This window comes from Bradyrhizobium hereditatis (assembly GCF_020329435.1).
Classification (GTDB): domain Bacteria; phylum Pseudomonadota; class Alphaproteobacteria; order Rhizobiales; family Xanthobacteraceae; genus Bradyrhizobium; species Bradyrhizobium hereditatis.
This window is the reverse complement of sequence record NZ_JAGKJK010000022.1, coordinates 20,082-37,052: the sequence shown is the minus strand read 5'-3', so window position 1 is coordinate 37,052 and position 16,971 is coordinate 20,082. Positions and strand designations below refer to the sequence as shown.

Sequence of the window (16,971 nt, the reverse complement as noted above, 5' to 3'; positions counted from 1 at the left end):
AACCCATGCCAGAACATGACGGGGACGAACGATGCTGGACCATGAGCTGCGAACCATGATTGACAAGGTGAAGGACGGGCGCATAGACCGCCGCGGCTTCGTTCAGCGCATGCTGGCCTTCGGTCTCACCGCACCCATGGCCACGCAGTTGCTCGCCATCGGCGGCGTGGCCATGGCCGAGAGCCCGTCCCCCTACAAGCCAACCAAGCGCGGCGGAGGCGGCGCGCTGAAGCTGTTGTGGTGGCAGGGCCCCACTCTGCTCAATCCGCATTTTGCCACCGGCACCAAGGACCAGGACGGCTCGCGCCTGTTCTATGAGCCGCTCGCCTGCTGGGATCCGGACGGCAACATGAAGCTGGTTCTGGCCGCCGAAATTCCCTCGCTGCAGAACGGTGGCCTCGCCGCCGACGGCAAATCGGTGACGTGGAAGCTCAAGCCGGGCGTCAAATGGCACGACGGCAAGCCGTTCACCGCCGACGACGTGGTGTTCAACTGGGAATACGCCCGCGATCCCGCCACCGCCACCGTGACCATCGGCGTTCACCGTGACATCACCGTCGAGAAGGTCGACGATCTCACCGTCCGCATCCTCTTCAAGAAGCCGACGCCGTTCTGGGCCGATGCCTTTGTCGGCGCCCCCGGCAGCATCATCCCGAAACACCTGTTCGCGGACTACAAGGGCGCCAAGTCGCGCGAGGCCCCCAACAACCTCGTCCCCGTCGGCACCGGTCCCTATAAGTTCATCGAGTTCAAGCCGGGCGATCTGATCCGCGGCGAGCTCAATCCCGACTACCACATGCCGAACCGCCCGCATTTCGACACCATCGAGATGAAGGGCGGCGGCGATGCCGTATCGGCCGCGCGCGCCGTGATCCAGACCGGTGAATATGATTTCGGCTGGAACATCCAGGTCGAAGACGACGTTCTGCTGCGCCTCGAAAAGGGCGGCAAGGGCAAGACTGTCTATGCGGTCGGTGGTGACACCGAGTTCATCGCGCTCAACAACACCGATCCCAACACCGAGGTCGACGGCGAGCGCTCCTCCATGAAAACCAAGCATCCGCTGTTCTCGGACCCTGCGGTGCGCAAGGCGCTCTCCATGCTGGTCGACCGCGAGGCCGTCAAGAAAGTCATCTACGGCCGCGCCGGTCGCGTCACGCCCAATTTCCTCAACGGCCCAGAGAAATTCGTCTCCAAGAACACGACCTGGGAATTCAACATCGAGAAGGCGGCCAAGCTGCTCGATGACGCCGGCTGGAAGTTAGGTGCGGACGGCATCCGCGAGAAGGACGGCAAGAAGCTGAAGCTGCTGTACCAGACCGCGATCAACGGCCCGCGCCAGAAGACGCAGGCGATCGTCAAGCAGGCCTGCCAGAAAGCCGGCATCGATGTGGAATTGAAATCGGTGGTCGCCTCGGTGTTCTTCTCCTCCGACGTCGCCAACCCCGACACCTACGCCAAATTCTACGCCGACCTCGAAATGTTCCAGATCCCGATGAGCCAGCCGGACCCGGCGCAGCATATGCGCCGCTATCATTCGCGCAACGTCGCCACGAAGGAGAACAAATGGCAGGGCGTGAACTTCCCGCGCTGGGTCAACAAGGAATATGACGAGACGATCGACGCCGCCGAGGCCGAGACCGATCTGGTCAAGCGCGCCGCGCTCTACATCAAGGCCAACGACATCATGATGCGGGAAATCGTTTTCATCCCGGTGATGCACCGCCTGAAGGTGGAAGCGGCCGCCAATACGCTGCGTCCCGTCGTCAGCGGCTGGGCCAACGAGACCGACAATCTGTTCGACTGGTACCGGGAGGCGACGGGATAATCTCGAGCGGGATCATTCCCTCATGAGTCAGTATGTCCTGCGTCGCCTTCTGATCGCCGTCCCGAGCCTGCTCGGCATTTCGCTCGTCCTGTTCATCGTCCTGGCGCTTGCGCCAGGCGATCCCTTCAGCGAACTCGCCACCAACCCGAACGTGCCGCCCGAAGTGGCGGCGGCGCTTCGGGCCAAGTTCGGCCTCGATGATCCGATCCATATCCGCTATCTGCGCTGGCTTGCGGCAATGGCGCAGGGCGACTGGGGCTTCTCCTTCGTCAGCCGGATGGACGTCGACACGCTCATTCTGCAGCGCCTGCCGGCCACGCTCTACGTGATCGGCTCGGCGCAAATACTGGCGCTGCTGATTGCCATTCCGGTCGGCGTATACGCCGCGACAAGGCCCTACTCGATCTTCGACCAGATCGCCAACACCTTCGCCTTCATCGGCTTCTCGCTGCCGACGTTCTTCACCGGGCTGTTGTTCATCCTGATCTTTTCGGTGACGCTGGATTGGCTGCCCTTCGTCTATTCAGGCGACATCAAGGCCACCGGTTTCCGCTGGCTGTTCGAGCAGATCCGGCAGGCCATCATGCCTGTGATGGTACTCGGCCTGTTCCAGGCGGCCTCGATGACGCGCTTTGTGCGCTCGGCGATGCTGGACGTGATCCGGCTCGATTACGTCACCACCGCCCGCGCCAAGGGGCTTGGGCAAGCCAAGGTGATCGTCAAGCACGCCATGCGCAATGCCATGATTCCGGTCGTCACGCTGATCGCGCTGCAGATGCCCGCGGTGTTCGGCGGCGCCATCGTCACCGAGCAGATCTTTCGCATTCCAGGCATCGGATCGCTCTTGATCTCCTCCATTCTCTCCAACGACACGCCCGTCGTGATGGCCGTGACCTTCGTCTTCGCCTGTCTCGTGGTGCTGTTCAACCTGATCGCGGATATCCTTTATGGCTGGCTCGACCCTCGCATTTCCTTCCGCTGAGCGGCGCGCCTATTCGCCCTGGCGCGAGACCTGGCGGCGCTATCGCCGGCATCGGCCGGCGACCATAAGCGCGATGATGCTGCTGGTGCTGATCGTGGCCGTCGTGATCGGCCCGTTCGTCTGGCGCATCCCCATTAACGAGATCGACGTCATTGCGGGCATGCAGGGCCCCTCGCTCGCGCACCCCTTCGGCACCGACGATCTCGGCCAGGATATTCTCGCCCGCATGATCTATGGCGGACGTATCTCGCTCGCCGTCGGCCTTGCGGCGATGATGGTATCCGTCATCGTCGGCACGCTGATCGGCGCGCTCGCCGGCATGTCGCGCGGCGCGCTCGGCTATGCGCTGATGTGGCTCACCGACCTCTTCCTCTCGCTGCCGCAATTGCCTCTTCTGCTGCTGCTGATCTACCTGTTCCGCGACGGTCTCAAGGCCACGTTCGGACCCGAAGGCGGCATCTTCATTCTGATCGTGCTCGTGATCGGCGGCCTGCGCTGGATGCCGGTCGCCCGTCTGGTGCGCGCGCAGTTCCTTTCGCTGCGCGAGAAGGAATTCGTCGAGGCCGCGCGCGCGCTCGGCGCCAGCCCCGTCCGCCAGGTGGTGCGACATATCCTGCCCAACGCTGTCGGTCCGGTCATCATCGCCGGCACCATCGACGTGGCGGCTGCGATCATCGCGGAATCGACGCTGTCGTTTCTCGGCCTCGGCTTCCCGCCGGATACGCCGACATGGGGCCGCATTCTCTTTGACGCCAAGGACTTTCTCGACATCGGCCCGCATTGGGCGCTGTTTCCGGGTGGCGCGATCTTTGTCGCGGTCGTCTCGATCAACTTCATCGGTGATGGCCTGCGCGATGCGCTCGATGCGCGGCGGGTGATCTGATGGCGCCGCTGCTCGAAATCAAAGGCCTCAAAACCCACTTCGCCACCGACGACGGCATCCTTCAGGCCGTTGACGGCGTCGACATCGCGCTCAACAAGGGCGAGACGCTGTGCGTGGTTGGCGAGTCCGGCTGCGGCAAAACCGTCACGGCGATGTCGATCTTAAAGCTCATCGCCATGCCGCCGGGGCGCATCGTCGAAGGCCGGATCATGTTCGAGGGCCGCGATCTCGTGCCGCTCTCGAGTCGCGAGCTGGACGACATCAGGGCCAAGGATATCGGCTTCATCTTCCAGGAGCCGATGACCTCGCTCAACCCGGTATTGACCGTCGGCGAGCAGGTCGCCGAAAGCCTGCGGCGCCACGAGGGCCTTTCGCAAAAGGATGCGCTCGCCCGCACGGTCGAGATGTTCAAGCTGGTGCAGATCCCGAACGCGCAAGCGCGCGTGCATGACTATCCGCATCAGTTCTCGGGCGGCATGCGCCAGCGCGTCATGATCGCGATGGCGCTCGCCTGCAAGCCCAAGCTCGTCATCGCTGACGAACCGACCACCGCGCTCGACGTGACCATCCAGGCGCAAATCCTCGACCTCTTGCAGGACATGAAAGAACGCTTCGGCATGGCGGTCATGCTGATCACCCATGCGATGGGGGTGGTAGCGGAAACCGCGCAGCGGGTCGTGGTGATGTATGCCGGCAAGGTGGTGGAAGAGGCCGACGTCGAAAGCCTGTTCGAAAGCCCGCGCCACCCTTACACGCAGGGCCTGATCCGCTCGATCCCGCGCATAGACCTCGACAGCAAGCAAAAGACGCGGCTGGAGGCGATCGGCGGCTCGGTGCCAATCCTGATCAATCCGGCGCCCGGCTGCCGCTTCGCACCACGCTGCCGCCATGCCTTCGCACGCTGCGCCGAGCAGGAGCCGGTGCTGCGCGAGGTCGCACCGGGCCATCGCATGGCCTGTCATCTTGGCGATACGCAAGGAGTGACGTCATGAGCGAACCCTTGCTGCGCGTCAGCGGCCTGAAGAAGCACTTTCCCGTCAAGGGCGGGTTATTGTCGCGCGAGGTCGGGCGCGTCCATGCGGTGGACGGCGTGTCGTTTACGGTCAACCGCGGCGAAACACTCGGGCTGGTCGGCGAGTCCGGTTGCGGCAAGTCCACCACGGCACGCTGCGTGCTGCGCCTCGTCGAGCCCAGCGAAGGCGAAATCGTCTTCGACGGGCACGACGTGCGTAACCTGTCCGGCGGCGACCTGCGCGCCGTGCGGCGCAACATGCAGATCGTGTTCCAGGATCCCTTTGCCTCGCTCAATCCGCGCATGACCGTCGGTGCGATCCTCGGCGAGGCCTTCACCATCCACGACCTCGCTTCTTCGGCGAGCGAGCGGGATGATCGCGTGGCGAGCCTGCTGGTCAAGGTGGGGCTGAAGGCCGATCATATGCGCCGCTACCCCCACGAATTCTCCGGCGGCCAGCGCCAGCGCATCGTGATTGCGCGCGCGCTTGCGGTCGAGCCGAAATTCATCGTATGCGACGAGCCGGTTTCCGCGCTCGACGTCTCGATTCAGGCGCAGGTGATCAATCTCTTGGAGGATCTGCAGAGCGAACTCCACCTCACCTATCTGTTCGTCGCCCACGATCTTTCGGTGGTCGAGCATATTTCGGACCGCGTGGCGGTGATGTATCTGGGCCGCATCGTCGAGCTGGCGAGTGCGAGCGATCTCTACCGCAATCCCCGCCATCCCTATACGCAGGCTCTGCTCTCCGCCGTGCCGGTGCCGGACCCCAAGGTCAAGCGCAAGCGGATCCGCCTGCAGGGCGACGTGCCGAGCCCGATGAACCCGCCGCGCGGCTGTCATTTCCACACCCGCTGCCCGATCGCCGAGGCCCGCTGCCGCGAGAGCGCGCCGGAATTAAAGCAAGGCAGCGATGGACATTTCGTGGCCTGCCACCTGGCCTGATGGCGATGGGTTCCGTGCCACTAGTTGCCGAGCTTGTCGATGAGACAGTCTTGTGTGGTGGCAGCCAAACACCTGAGCATCCGGAACCGTCAGTCAATCGCCCGCCTCGAGCCGTCGAGGTCATTTAACTCGCTCCTCCTTCCGTCTCGAAATTCTCGCGGCGTAAGACCGGAGATCCGGCGGAAAGCGCGAGTAAAGTGGGCTGGATCGGCATAACCCGATGCAAACGCCACGTCGATAATCTTGTTCTCGGTATCGCTCAGGAGCTTTATCGCATTGTGGAAGCGGACCTGCTCCAGCAGTCTCGAATATGTCAGCCCAGCCAATGAAAGCTTCCTCTGCAGACTTCGAACGCTCACTCCAACCATCTCGGCCGCCTGGGCCAGCGCAGGGCCTCCTTCGTCCAGATACGATGGCAGGGTCAATTTGAGAACGCTGACGACGTCATTGCCGAAAGGCTGCCGCTCCGTCTCGGGCAAATTCGATGGAACGACATCCATGGGATTGGGATGGCTCAAGAACTGCAGCGGCACTTCGATCCATGAGGCCCTCTGGCCTGACATAAAACGGGTGTTCGGCCAGTGCGATTGAACCTCAATGCTCGGTGTATAGTTTGCTTCAAACGCAATGACTTTCGGTGTCCAGTTTGCGCCCACGAATTGGCGGACAATGTGCATGACAAAAATGTTCTGAAGCCATTGGGACATCTCAAGATGGGAGATACCTTTCGTTCCAATGAGCCTGCTGCAGATCTTCACGTTTTTGTCGCGCGGCTCCAGCCACAAACGGAGATTTGTATCCTCGATAGGAGCCCACTTACACATGTGCTGGAGAGCGGCCAGCAAGGTAGGTGAATGGCGGATTCGAGTTCGCATTTCTTCACTCAAATGCTCGAATGAGAGCAGCTGTGCTGCTCGAAATGCCAGCTCTGACAGGCCTTGCGTCTGTTGGGCGGCCGTCGCGAAGCGAACGGCCGACAACAGCGGCACGTAGTGATCCGCTTTCTCTTCCAAAGACGTAGGTAGCTGAAATTTTGCAAGAAGCGACGCCGTGGGGCCGCCTATCTCAGAATGAATTTCAGCAAAAGGCATGAGAAATTGGCAACGCGTCAATGGAATAAGCGTCATTATACTACCTGCCCAGGAAGCTGCCGCGACCACAGACTAGCATGCCAATGATCTTCTTGCCCCTATCCTGTTGGACGAGCGTCAGGCATGCGGAGAACGCGCCTGACCAATCTCATTTGACGAAAACTTTGGCGGCTGATGGCCAGATTCGTCGCCGCAACGCTGTTAGATCGAAGCATCGGTTTCTCTTGAGGGAGCATGGGCTTCACGCCTCACACCAACCGATGAGAGCTGTCCGGTTGCCTTCAGTCCAAGCGGTCCGCGCGGTCATTGTCGCGTCGCTGCGACACGGTGACGCAACTCTCGATAGTACCGCTCGCGCCCTCAAGATCAGCTCGCGGACGTTGCAGCGGCATCTCGGCCGCATGGGCACGAGTCACAGCGAAATGCTCGCGGAGGTTCGCTTGAACATCGCCTGCCGCTTGCTCCTGGACCCAAGCAAGCGCCTGTCGGATATCGCCAAATTCGTTGGGTATACCAACGCGAGCAGCTTCAGCCGCAATTTTGTACGTTTGATGAAAATTCAACCTGTCATTTACAGACAGCAGCAACTTGCCCGAAAGCATGGGCAGTCGTGCCAACGCAAGTGACCTTGCGCGCTTTACCGCTGACTATTCCGGATGATTGGCGCGAAATGGCAAGACGCGCGATCTGAATTGGCGCGAAATGCATAGCGAAGAGATTGCCCGGCTCCCAAAAGGAGTTAAAGGAGAAAACAAACATGACTCTTCGTTCAGCTCTGATTGCAGTTTGCGCTGCCGTATTGGTAGCCTTCCCCCAGACGCTTCTTGCTCAATCTGCACCCGAGAATAAGCCGCACATTCCACTTGAGAAATCCATAGGCCAGGCGAAGCCGGAAGTCGTACCCTCTCTCTTTGTCCTCAACTCGCGCGGTGCGAGCCTGAAGGACGGCAAATTGGTACTGACCGGCATTTCACCGAATGCGATCGTGTTTGCCGATCGACCTGTGCGAGCGGCCGGCCACGATCTTACGTCGCGAATTGTCGAGGATTGGGGTAGCGGCAGCGATAACTTCGCGAAAGATCCTCCGAACGCCACCGTGTCCGGATTCAAGAAAGATGGATCCTCGGTGGCCGATGCCGTCGTCGTACTGAAATCGCCCAGGCTCGAGGGCGACAAGCTGACCTTCGATGTCGATATTCTCGAAGGCGATCTTGCGGGAGCTGATGGACCGGCATCGGTCTTTATCGACATCATTGGCCGGCCGTTCACGCCACTATCCTTTGCGGGTGTCGCTCGCCGAACGGCCTGGCGCGGTGCCTTCTACCGAGGCGCTGCCGTTGCGGGAGCGGCCGCCGTAGCCGGAGCTGCGGTTTACCCCTACGCACCGCGGTGCGGATACTATCCTTATCCACCTTGCTATTGAGCCGCGCGGGCTGGCGGCATCGTGGCCGCTGCAGCACTGCGCAGTCTTTCCGAACCTATCTCCGTTACGAGAATCACCGTTGTTCTCTCGGGATGAGCCAAATCTGAAATCGAAACGCCGTCAGTTGAGTTTTGAAAGGAAATACCATGGACATCACCCGTCGATCCCTGGCATTTGGTGGAATGGGGCTGCTGGCAGGAGCGGCCGCTGCACAATCGGCACTCGCTCAGGATTCGTTTCTTGGAGTGGGACAGGGACTGGAGGACTTCTGGCTCGCGAGCGACGCCTACATATTCGGCTATCCCTTGGTGACGATGGAGATGACCCGCCGGATCATCACCAACGTCGCCGAACCCGTGGGCACGCGTGGCCCGATGGGCCAGATCATCAAGCTGCGCCAGTATCCCGACGCCTCGTTCAGGGATGTCACCGCGCCGAACGCGGACACGCTCTACACGACTTCTTTCTTCGACGTCGGAAAAGAACCGTGGGTCCTGAGCATCCCCGACATGAAGGGGCGCTATTTCCTGATGCCGATGCTGGACGGCTGGACGACAGTGTTTCAGGTGCCCGGGAAGCGCACCACTGGCACCGGCGCGCAGACTTACGCGATCACTGGGCCCGGGTGGAAAGGCACGCTGCCAGCCGGTGTGAAGGAGTACAAGTCGCCCACCAACATCGTGTGGCTGCTCGGCCGGATCTATTGCACTGGCACGCCGGAGGATTACGCCGCCGTCCACAAGCTGCAGGATGAGTGCAAGCTCGTTCCGCTCAGCGCTTACGGCAGTGCGTACACGCCGCCTCCGGGAAAAGTCGATCCGTCGATTGACATGAAAACGGCTGTTCGCGAACAGGTCAATCGCATGGATGCGGTGTCGTATTTCAAGCTGCTGTGCGAGCTCATGAAAACCAATCCGCCCTACGCAGCAGATGCGCCCCAGCTTGCCAAATTTGCCCGCATCGGCATCGTCCCCGGACAGGATTTTGACGAGAGCAAGCTCAAGGCGGACTTCCTGAGGCGCGTGCCGGAAGTGTCATTTGACCGGATCATGCTTCAGTTCAAGGTCAACAAGGCCGTCAGGGACGAGAACGGGTTTGCCTTCACGACGAGAACCGGCATCTACGGCACCGACTATCTGATGCGGGCTTTGGTGACCGCGATCGGTCTCGGCGCCAATCGTCCACAGGACGCGGTATATCCGGTTTCACAAAAGGATGCGGATGGCCACAAGTACAATGGCGCGAACAAGTACGTGATGCGGTTTCCCAAGGGCCACCTGCCTCCGGCGGAGGGATTTTGGTCGCTCACGATGTACGACAGCGGCTACTTCTTTGTGAAGAATCCGATCAACCGCTACTCGATCAGCGCCCGGGAAAATTTGAAGGAGAACCCGGACGGCTCGACCGATCTCTACATCCAGAAGGATTCTCCGGGCAAAGATAAGGAATCAAACTGGCTTCCCGCGCCTGAGGGAGATTTCATACTCATGCTGCGCATGTATTGGCCGCAGGAAACAGACCCGTCGATCATCAATGGCACATGGACGGTTCCTGCCGCCAGGAAGGTCGGCGCTTGAGAAGCCGGACTCATGCCGGCGCTACAGTGCCGGCATGAGTCCAATCGTTCCGGAGCCGTACCGCGCGAGATGAACAATCATTGCGGGCAGCAAGGTTCGTTGCGCGGTACTCTCAAATGCAGGGGGTGTGATGTGGCGAGTTGATCTTCGAAGAAGACAGCCCATTGGACGAAGCGAAACAAGGCGAAGTGTCCGTTTCTCATTCAGAAATGCAGCCATCGCCGCGGCTATGGCGATGACATCAATCCCGGCGGCAACCGTCCATGCCGACGAAGGTGGCGTTTCATACTGGCTTCCCGGCCGTTTCGGCAGCCTTGCGGCGACCCCTCAAGTCCCGGGCTGGTCGATGGCTGAAGTTTACTATCACACCAGCGTAAGCGCTTTCGGCAATGCTGCGGCCGCCAGGGAGATTCACGCCGGCAGAATCCCCGCCACGGTAAACGTCGACCTAAACCTGCGCCTGAATGCGCAGGCGGATCTCGTGTTGCTCAATCCCACTTACACATTCGCAACGCCGGTGCTGGGCGGACAACTTGCCATCGGCGTGACCGGACTGTTCGGACGGTCGAGCGCAGATCTTGCCGGAACACTGACAGCGGCAGCCGGCCCGCTGGCGATAACGCGCACTGGCAGCTTCGGCGATTCGATCACGTCGGTTGGCGACCTCTACCCGCTGGCAACGCTGAAGTGGAACGCTGGCGTGCACAACTTCATGACTTACGTAACGGGTGACATTCCGGTCGGGGCTTACAGTCCAACCCGCCTCGCCAATCTCGGCATCGGTCACGCCGCGATCGACGCCGGCGGCGGCTACACCTATTTCAATCCGCAGGCCGGCCACGAGTTTTCGGCTGTCGCCGGCCTCACCTACAATTTCAAGAACCAGGACACCCAGTACCAGAACGGTATCGACTTCCACGTGGATTGGGGGGCCTCTCAGTTTCTATCAAAGCAGGCTTTCATCGGTCTTGTGGGCTATGCCTATCAGCAGATCACCGATGACTTTGGCCAGCATCCGGCTCTGGGCGGCTTCCGCTCCCGGGTGCTCGGCATCGGTCCGCAAATCGGCTTTTTGTTTCCCGTAGGCGATATGCAGGGCTATCTGAACCTCAAAGGATACGGAGAGTTCGCCGCGGAGAATCGCCCGGCCGGCTGGAATACGTGGCTGACGTTCTCGGTCTCGCCGATGGCGCCGAGCAGCACCGTGACATCAACCCGGCGAATAAATACGAAGTAGACACGCCACGGCAACGACGCAGCAGCATTGCCATTGGAGGAGGCGCTCACCTCCAGCACATAATGGCAGCTGCTGGCGCATAGCGACCTTCTGGCCTCTCATCCAATATGGGCTAGTGGCCCTAACGGAAGTAGCTGGACGTCCTCAGGATGTCCCTTGCTAGACGCTTAAGCCGGCTTGGTCTAGTCACCTGCCGTTGTCGCCCTCTGACCCTTTTCCGGTCTCCGCTGAAAGACTGTATTGCGCCGCTATTAGCGGCCAAGCAGACATCAGGCTTGCCGGACCCAAGCACCCGATGTGTGTGATGTGTGTTATGCGGCGGGGGCGCTGAAATCGAAGTAGGCTGGTACAGAAAGACGCGGCACCGCCCCGACAGCGGTTCAACCGCTTTCGCCGGGGCGGGGCCGAAATCGATCGTGTTGTTAGCGCGAAATGCCGTTTTTGCGGATCAGGTCCGAAAGTTGGGAGAGAAGCTCGCGAAGCCTCGCATTCTCCTCGATCAGCGCGTTGGTCTCGTCGATGTGTTCGTCGCGGCGAACGGCGGGCTCATCCCCGCTCAGGGCGTTCTCAAGCAGTGAAAGTGCGTCGTCGGTCGGTTCCTCAACCCAAAATGAAGGTTCAGCGCGGCGATCTCGCTTATTAAGCTGCGGATGGTCTACTCGCATGATTGATACTCCAATTTTAAAATGCGGACTTGCCCCCAGTTCGCCTGTCGCGCGCGGAGAATGAGGTGAGTCGGCAGGCAAATTTGCGACTAAATTGCGAATCGCGCGCGGGCGACCCCGGCGCTAAAGCGGCGTGATTGCGGCGAATCCCCAGAGCCGTCGCATCTAAAACGGCATCCTATGCGTGCGATCTCAAAGAAATGCAGCCAATTGATAGAGTCGGTAAAGAACTTCCAGGCCGATCAGCACGAGCGCTGCGATCATCAGGTAATAGCCGAAATGCATTGAAGATTCTAAAACCAATAGCTGTTGCGGCCCTGCGCGGAACAGCGCGCAGACCGTGAACCAAACCTGATACGCATCGGAAGGGATAAGCCCCCGGCGAAACTATGCGTCGGCAACTAGAAATGAAAAAGGCCTCCGCCGCCGCGGAAGTATGCTTTTGTCGCGAACCTCTCTTGATCGGAGGCCTCTTGTTCGACGCCAGCTTGCCCTGTTCACACACCGTGGAAAATCTTGATTCCCCACAGCACGATGACGATGGCCAACACCAGCGTAGCCGCCGTCAGTACACTTTCTAAGGAAGCGACTCTCATACTAACTCTCCGCTTCCCAGCCCCGCTAACGGTCTAGGCGATTCGTTGATTCGGCTGCAATCGCGCGATCACAATGCTTTGAACGTTGCTTGGCAGTTGTGTTTTGCAGGTCACACATCTGCGCACGCCGGCGCGTTTCCAGCCCTCGACAGCATCCCCATGCTGCCTGCCGAAGCGGAAATGCGCGCCTTTCCGGCGTTTTCGTTTCAAAGCAGATTTATTCGGGCCGGCTTGCCGGAACGTAGGAACCAGTCGGCACTGCAGCGCTTCGCCGCCCTTCGGCATGCGCTGCCAGACGGTCGTACTCCTCCGCTACCTTGAGCAGGCGGCCTTGGTCCTTGGCGGCCGTCGCAGCCAGTGCCCTCGTCTGTTCCGCGCGCTTTCGCCAGTGATCTGCATTGGTCAGGAAATCCGTCATCGATCGCCCCTAAAATGGTTTGGCTCCCCAGCCCGCGCAGACGTCAGAAAGTCCGGCGATACGTCAAAAATTTGGCCCAATCCGATCTGCCGTGTGACGTGAGCGATGTGTGGCTTCTCGGCCAAGCCACTTCGCCGTTGTCTTTCCGACGCAAATTTGCCGTCGACTCATTGGAATGCTGGTCGCTGGACCCACGATCGGGCCACCTTGTGATCAGGAACTTGTCATGAGTATCGAACATCCGCCGCATCACGGACCGACCCGCGTCATCCCCTATCGAAGTGTCGAACGTGCCAGCAACGTCGTACCACTGCACGAAGCTGGTCACATACGTCCGGCAGATGGCACGCCGGATCAGGACGAAAAGCTGCTCGCGGCTTTGTCGCCCCTGCTCGACGAGGTCGATTACCTTCGCAACAATCAGGCGCCGGTTCAGGGCGCGAGCAATGTCGGGCGCTTGCTCGAAGAAAATACGCGGCTTCGAAGGCTTGCGGTCAAGCTGTCGAACCTCCTTGGCGACCTTCCAAAGCGGAGCGCCTGAAATCGCGACTAACCGCAGTGCGCCTCACGCGAGGGCACGCTGGCGATATCAGGCGGATCACGCGTAGGTCGCGGTGACGCTGCCGAACGGACCGAAATCCGCGACATAGGTTTCCCCTCGCTTTGGCCGCAGCATACCCGTCAGCGTCCCCGTGCTGATCGTCTGGCCCGCCTTCATGCCGATGCCGGTGCGCGAGAGTTCATTGGCGAGCCAGCTCAGCGGCACCATCGGATGATCAAGGCATTCCCCAGCCGTACCCTTTCGGCGCAGCGTGCCGTTGCAGGTCAACAAGACTTCCTGTCCAGCGATATCGCGCGTCTTCCAGTCCGGGATCGCGGCGCCGCAGACGATGATGCCGGAGCCTGCGCCGTCGGCAAGAACGGCCGGCAGCGTTGGAAACGCCGCATCGTGGACGAAGGGGCAAGCTCGATGCCGGTATGCAGCGACGCCACCGCCTCGGTGACTTCTGCCACCGTATGGGGCTTCTCGCGCGGCGGCAGGTCAGCTCCTAAGCGCGCCTGATACTCGACTTCGGGAATCGGACTGCACAGTTTGGCGTATTCGACGCTCGCGGGCGATTCGACGATCAGCGGCGCGAACACCCGGCCATAGATCGGCGAGTCCGTACGAAGCTGGCGCTGCAGCCCCTCCTTCATCGCCGCGATCTTCCAGCCGACGACGTCCCAGCCCAGCTCTTCCTCGACCATGGCGGCGACGCGATAGGCGGTCGCGTTATCCGGCGGCACCAGCCGCTGGTCCAGGCCGCTCTGCTGGCGTCCCTCCCGGCGCAGCGTCGCGAGCAGGCGGGCGAGTTCTCGTTGCAGCGCGATGTCCATGATCTACCCCTGCACCAGCGAGGCGGCCTGCTGCATCGAGACCGGCGCGTCGCCGAGCAACAGATCGATCGCTTCGTTCTCCCATTGCTGCGCCTGCAGGCTGGTCGCCGCATGATCCGCAAGGCGATGCTCGAGCACGAAGCGCGAGAGCAGGAGGCGGCGCGCATCACCGCCGTCGTTGCCGATACGCGTACCCTCGGAGGCCAGCAGCGCAGCCGTCGTCGCATGATAGAGCTTGCCGGCGGCCATCCTGCAGAAGCGCTCATTCGCCGGGTCGGCCGCCACCTCTTCCGCGAAGCGGATGGCATCCGCCAGTGCGCCGGAAAGCCGCGTCCGAAACTGGCCCGGCATTCCCGCCATGTTTTCCAGCCGGCTGGCGAGATCGTCGCGCAGCGCCTCGTGACCGCGCGCCTTGCCGACCGCGCGCTGCACCGCGTCCAGCGCGTTGATGTTGCTGGTGCCCTCCCAGATCAGGCCGAGATGAGCATCACGAATGAGCCGCGCATTCGGCCAGTCCTCGATGTAGCCATTGCCGCCGCGAGCTTCCATCGCGCCCGTCGCCACCGTAACATTGTCCCGGCATGCCCGGTATTTTGCGATCGGCGTGAGCAGCCGCAGCACCTTGTCGGACGCAGTCGCCGAATACAAAAGCGCGGACAGCGCCTGCTCGGTCGGCACCATCAGCTTGACCAGCTGCCGGCGCATCAAGGGATGGTCGATCACGGCGCGCCCGAACGCATTGCGATGCCGGGCGGCGACCATGGCTTCGTTGAGACACCGCCGCATCATGCCGGCGGCGCGCGCAAGGTGCGACACGCGGCTCGAATTCACCATGACCAGCATGTGCTTGAGACCCTGGTCGAGTTCGCCAAGCTGGTAGGCGACTGCGCCCTCGAAAACGATTTCGCCGCTGGCCATGGTGCGGCTGCCGAGCTTTTCCTTCAGCCGCATGATGCGATACGAATTGCGCCGCCCGTCCGGAAGAACCTTTGGCATCAGAAACAGGCCGAGCCCGCGCCCACCGGCCACCGCGCCCTCGGGACGCGCGAGCAACACCGCGAGCTCAGCATCGACGTTGGAGCAGAACCACTTTTCGCCCCATAGCTTCCAGTGCTCGCCGTCACGGACCGCCGTGAGCTCCGCGGCGCCGACATCGGAGCCGCCGGCCTTCTCCGTCATGAACTGCGCGCACTTTAGCAGCGTGGCCGGATCCTGACTCCACATCCGTTCGAGATAGCGCTGGCGCAATTCATCCGTTCCGAAGCGGCGCACCAGTTCGGACGAACTGTCGGTGAGATTGACCGGGCACAGCAGGCCGAACTCGGCTTGCGCAAACAGATAGTGGAAAACGTATTTGGCGATCGGCGGCATCGGCGAAGGCCAGCCCAGCACGCCGGCCCGGTTGCACATCGCGTGCATGCCGAACTTTCCGAACGCGATGTTTTCCATCTCGCGATAGGCGGGATGATATTCGACCCATTCCTCGTCGCGGCCATAGCCGTCGCGTGGATGCAGCACCGGCTGATGCCGCTCGGCCTGATCAGACAGATCATGGAGCCGGCCGCCGGCGAGTTCGCCGAGTTCGTTAAGATGTGGCGCGAGATGCGCCAGCAGCGGCGCCTCCATGTAATGGGGCAGCAAATCGCGAAGGCTTCGGTCGACCGAATAATAGTTCAGCCCGCGGCAGGTGGGCGCCAGCGCGCCTGAGCGGCGGGCCGACGCATCGCGGCTTGCCAGATCGACGTGAATGTTCATGGCTGTCTCCCTCGGCTTCCCGCGGGCGAAAACCACGCCCTGCGGCTAAAAACCGGCGTAGGACCTGTGCCGCATTGGTGCAAACGACTTCTTGGGTTGGCGGGTTGAGCCAGACTCAAAGCCCAGGGGCTCTGCCGACGACAGCAGTGCGGGCCCATTCTGCCCGTGGCCTGCCCGTTTGCCGGGCAGTCCTTTTGGACTAAGCTCAACCGATGGCATCAAGACGACTTCCACCCTTGCATGCGGTGCGCGCGTTCGAGGCCGCGGCGCGGCACCTGTCGATCACGCGCGCCGCCGACGAATTGAACGTCACGGTCGGCGCCGTGAGCCGGCACGTCCGCGCGCTGGAAGCGCGCATGGGGACCGCCCTCTTCCTGCGCGGCTCGCGTGGCCTCGTCCTCACCTCCGCCGGCAAGACCTTTGCCGACTCCGCCCGCGAAGCTCTGGACCGGATCGCCGACGCCGCCGACGGACTGCGTCTGCGGCGTTTCAGGCGCCTTTCGGTCGGGGTCTATGGTTTCTTCCTCTCGCGCTTCCTGCTGCCGATCTGGCCGACGCTCAATGCGGCCTATCCGGAGCTGGAGATCGACCTGCACACCAGCTCCAATCCGCTCGATCTCCTCCCCAGCCGCTTTGATGCGGTGATCGCAGTTTCGGATGGGCAGCCGCGCGCCGGTCTCGTCACCCATTCCGTGATGCCGATCGCGACCGTGCCAGTCTGCGCGCCGGAGTTCGTGAAGGATGGCGCGGTGGATTTCGCATCCGTTCCGCTCCTGCATGCGCGGCCGCGTCCGGACGACTGGCGGCGCTGGCTCGACCATGCGCAATTCACCGATGTGCCGGTACAGGGCGGCAGCAGTTTTGAAAGCCTCAGTCTGACGATTGAGGCGGCAGCCGCCGGCATGGGCGCGGCGATCGCGATCGACGGCCTGCTCGCGCCGGATCTTGCGCGCGGCGATCTCGTCAAGGCTCATCCAACCGTTCGCCCGACCCGCCGGCAGTTCGTACTCGAATACGAGCAGCGCATGGCGGATGATCCCGCGGTGACCGCTTTCGTCGCCTGGCTGAATGACGCACGCCGCCAGCAGGCACCGAAGAAGCCCACGCCGAACAAGGCGGCGATGAAGGCAGGCGCAGAATACGCGCGTTGAGTTTCACTCAGGCCGCGTTCAGAAAAGCTAG

General features: G+C 61.6%; 17 protein-coding genes. 11 read left to right on the top strand and 6 right to left on the bottom strand.

Annotated elements, in window-relative coordinates; all coding sequences use genetic code 11:
* Positions 1–31 precede the first annotated feature (31 nt).
* Genes J6524_RS33120 through J6524_RS33100 form a run of 5 tightly spaced genes read left to right on the top strand, consistent with a single transcriptional unit; the run spans position 32 to position 5,650 of the window.
* Positions 32–1,828 (top strand): peptide ABC transporter substrate-binding protein, encoded by a 1,797-nt coding sequence (locus J6524_RS33120; RefSeq protein WP_225678097.1) that lies wholly within the window; start codon positions 32–34, stop codon positions 1,826–1,828.
* 22 nt (positions 1,829–1,850) lie between these two features.
* The gene (locus tag J6524_RS33115; protein WP_225678096.1) at positions 1,851–2,810 is read left to right on the top strand and encodes an ABC transporter permease; all 960 of its coding nucleotides are present in this window, start codon (positions 1,851–1,853) and stop codon (positions 2,808–2,810) included.
* Positions 2,776–3,693, top strand: a complete 918-nt coding sequence (locus tag J6524_RS33110; RefSeq protein ID WP_225678095.1) for an ABC transporter permease — start codon at positions 2,776–2,778, stop codon at positions 3,691–3,693. The genes J6524_RS33115 and J6524_RS33110 overlap by 35 nt, the downstream gene beginning before the upstream one ends.
* Positions 3,693–4,685, top strand: a complete 993-nt coding sequence (locus tag J6524_RS33105) for an ABC transporter ATP-binding protein (protein ID WP_225678094.1) — start codon at positions 3,693–3,695, stop codon at positions 4,683–4,685. Before J6524_RS33110 ends, J6524_RS33105 begins: the two co-directional genes overlap by 1 nt.
* A complete protein-coding gene (locus J6524_RS33100) occupies positions 4,682–5,650 on the top strand; it encodes an ABC transporter ATP-binding protein (protein ID WP_225678093.1) in 969 nt (322 codons plus the stop codon). The genes J6524_RS33105 and J6524_RS33100 overlap by 4 nt, the downstream gene beginning before the upstream one ends.
* Positions 5,651–5,739: 89 nt before the next feature.
* Here the strand turns inward: J6524_RS33100 and J6524_RS33095 are convergent, their stop codons facing one another.
* Positions 5,740–6,777, bottom strand: coding sequence for an AraC family transcriptional regulator (locus J6524_RS33095; RefSeq protein ID WP_225678092.1), 1,038 nt, complete (start codon positions 6,775–6,777; stop codon positions 5,740–5,742).
* 41 nt (positions 6,778–6,818) lie between these two features.
* Between J6524_RS33095 and J6524_RS37760 the strand changes: the two genes are divergently transcribed.
* The 4 genes from J6524_RS37760 (at position 6,819) to J6524_RS33075 (ending at position 10,978) form a co-directional block, all read left to right on the top strand.
* Positions 6,819–7,367 (top strand): helix-turn-helix domain-containing protein, encoded by a 549-nt coding sequence (locus J6524_RS37760; protein ID WP_312002525.1) that lies wholly within the window; start codon positions 6,819–6,821, stop codon positions 7,365–7,367.
* Between the two features lie 131 nt (positions 7,368–7,498).
* Positions 7,499–8,164, top strand: a complete 666-nt coding sequence (locus J6524_RS33085; protein ID WP_225678153.1) for a hypothetical protein — start codon at positions 7,499–7,501, stop codon at positions 8,162–8,164.
* Positions 8,165–8,310: 146 nt separating this feature from the next.
* Complete coding sequence (locus tag J6524_RS33080; RefSeq protein WP_225678090.1) at positions 8,311–9,741, top strand: DUF1254 domain-containing protein; 1,431 nt, start codon at positions 8,311–8,313, stop codon at positions 9,739–9,741.
* A 235-nt stretch (positions 9,742–9,976) separates the two neighbouring features.
* Positions 9,977–10,978: a SphA family protein gene (locus J6524_RS33075; protein ID WP_225678089.1), complete on the top strand. Its 1,002-nt coding sequence runs from the start codon at positions 9,977–9,979 to the stop codon at positions 10,976–10,978.
* Positions 10,979–11,400: 422 nt separating this feature from the next.
* Here J6524_RS33075 and J6524_RS33070 read toward each other — a convergent pair whose 3' ends face one another.
* Both J6524_RS33070 and J6524_RS33065 read right to left on the bottom strand, forming a co-directional pair.
* Positions 11,401–11,643, bottom strand: a complete 243-nt coding sequence (locus J6524_RS33070; protein WP_225678088.1) for a hypothetical protein — start codon at positions 11,641–11,643, stop codon at positions 11,401–11,403.
* Positions 11,644–12,456: 813 nt separating this feature from the next.
* Positions 12,457–12,657: a hypothetical protein gene (locus J6524_RS33065; RefSeq protein ID WP_225678087.1), complete on the bottom strand. Its 201-nt coding sequence runs from the start codon at positions 12,655–12,657 to the stop codon at positions 12,457–12,459.
* A gap of 226 nt (positions 12,658–12,883) precedes the next feature.
* On the opposite strand from J6524_RS33065, the gene J6524_RS33060 reads away from it, so the two are divergent.
* A complete protein-coding gene (locus tag J6524_RS33060) occupies positions 12,884–13,198 on the top strand; it encodes a hypothetical protein (protein WP_225678086.1) in 315 nt (104 codons plus the stop codon).
* A gap of 57 nt (positions 13,199–13,255) precedes the next feature.
* On the opposite strand, the gene J6524_RS33055 is transcribed toward J6524_RS33060, so the two are convergent.
* From J6524_RS33055 to J6524_RS33045, 3 genes are read right to left on the bottom strand one after another with little or no spacing between them, the layout of a single operon-like run.
* On the bottom strand, positions 13,256–13,486 hold the full coding sequence (locus J6524_RS33055) for a hypothetical protein (RefSeq protein ID WP_225678085.1): 231 nt from the start codon (positions 13,484–13,486) through the stop codon (positions 13,256–13,258).
* Positions 13,483–14,034 (bottom strand): hypothetical protein, encoded by a 552-nt coding sequence (locus J6524_RS33050; protein ID WP_225678084.1) that lies wholly within the window; start codon positions 14,032–14,034, stop codon positions 13,483–13,485. Before J6524_RS33050 ends, J6524_RS33055 begins: the two co-directional genes overlap by 4 nt.
* Before the next feature lie 3 nt (positions 14,035–14,037).
* The gene (locus J6524_RS33045) at positions 14,038–15,789 is read right to left on the bottom strand and encodes an acyl-CoA dehydrogenase family protein (RefSeq protein WP_225678083.1); all 1,752 of its coding nucleotides are present in this window, start codon (positions 15,787–15,789) and stop codon (positions 14,038–14,040) included.
* Between the two features lie 212 nt (positions 15,790–16,001).
* Here J6524_RS33045 and J6524_RS33040 point away from each other — a divergent pair, with 212 nt between their 5' ends.
* Positions 16,002–16,940 carry a LysR substrate-binding domain-containing protein gene (locus J6524_RS33040; protein ID WP_225678082.1) on the top strand — a complete coding sequence of 313 codons (939 nt, stop codon included), beginning with the start codon at positions 16,002–16,004 and terminating at the stop codon, positions 16,938–16,940.
* The last annotated feature ends 31 nt before the right edge of the window (positions 16,941–16,971 follow it).

Coding starts and splice junctions, on each gene's coding strand:
- J6524_RS33120 (WP_225678097.1), top strand. CDS start 32: ATGCTGGACCATGAGCTGCGAACCATGATTGACAAGGTGAAGGACGGG.
- J6524_RS33115 (WP_225678096.1), top strand. CDS start 1,851: ATGAGTCAGTATGTCCTGCGTCGCCTTCTGATCGCCGTCCCGAGCCTG.
- J6524_RS33110 (WP_225678095.1), top strand. CDS start 2,776: ATGGCTGGCTCGACCCTCGCATTTCCTTCCGCTGAGCGGCGCGCCTAT.
- J6524_RS33105 (WP_225678094.1), top strand. CDS start 3,693: ATGGCGCCGCTGCTCGAAATCAAAGGCCTCAAAACCCACTTCGCCACC.
- J6524_RS33100 (WP_225678093.1), top strand. CDS start 4,682: ATGAGCGAACCCTTGCTGCGCGTCAGCGGCCTGAAGAAGCACTTTCCC.
- J6524_RS33095 (WP_225678092.1), bottom strand. CDS start 6,777: ATGACGCTTATTCCATTGACGCGTTGCCAATTTCTCATGCCTTTTGCT.
- J6524_RS37760 (WP_312002525.1), top strand. CDS start 6,819: ATGCCAATGATCTTCTTGCCCCTATCCTGTTGGACGAGCGTCAGGCAT.
- J6524_RS33085 (WP_225678153.1), top strand. CDS start 7,499: ATGACTCTTCGTTCAGCTCTGATTGCAGTTTGCGCTGCCGTATTGGTA.
- J6524_RS33080 (WP_225678090.1), top strand. CDS start 8,311: ATGGACATCACCCGTCGATCCCTGGCATTTGGTGGAATGGGGCTGCTG.
- J6524_RS33075 (WP_225678089.1), top strand. CDS start 9,977: ATGACATCAATCCCGGCGGCAACCGTCCATGCCGACGAAGGTGGCGTT.
- J6524_RS33070 (WP_225678088.1), bottom strand. CDS start 11,643: ATGCGAGTAGACCATCCGCAGCTTAATAAGCGAGATCGCCGCGCTGAA.
- J6524_RS33065 (WP_225678087.1), bottom strand. CDS start 12,657: ATGACGGATTTCCTGACCAATGCAGATCACTGGCGAAAGCGCGCGGAA.
- J6524_RS33060 (WP_225678086.1), top strand. CDS start 12,884: ATGAGTATCGAACATCCGCCGCATCACGGACCGACCCGCGTCATCCCC.
- J6524_RS33050 (WP_225678084.1), bottom strand. CDS start 14,034: ATGGACATCGCGCTGCAACGAGAACTCGCCCGCCTGCTCGCGACGCTG.
- J6524_RS33045 (WP_225678083.1), bottom strand. CDS start 15,789: ATGAACATTCACGTCGATCTGGCAAGCCGCGATGCGTCGGCCCGCCGC.
- J6524_RS33040 (WP_225678082.1), top strand. CDS start 16,002: ATGGCATCAAGACGACTTCCACCCTTGCATGCGGTGCGCGCGTTCGAG.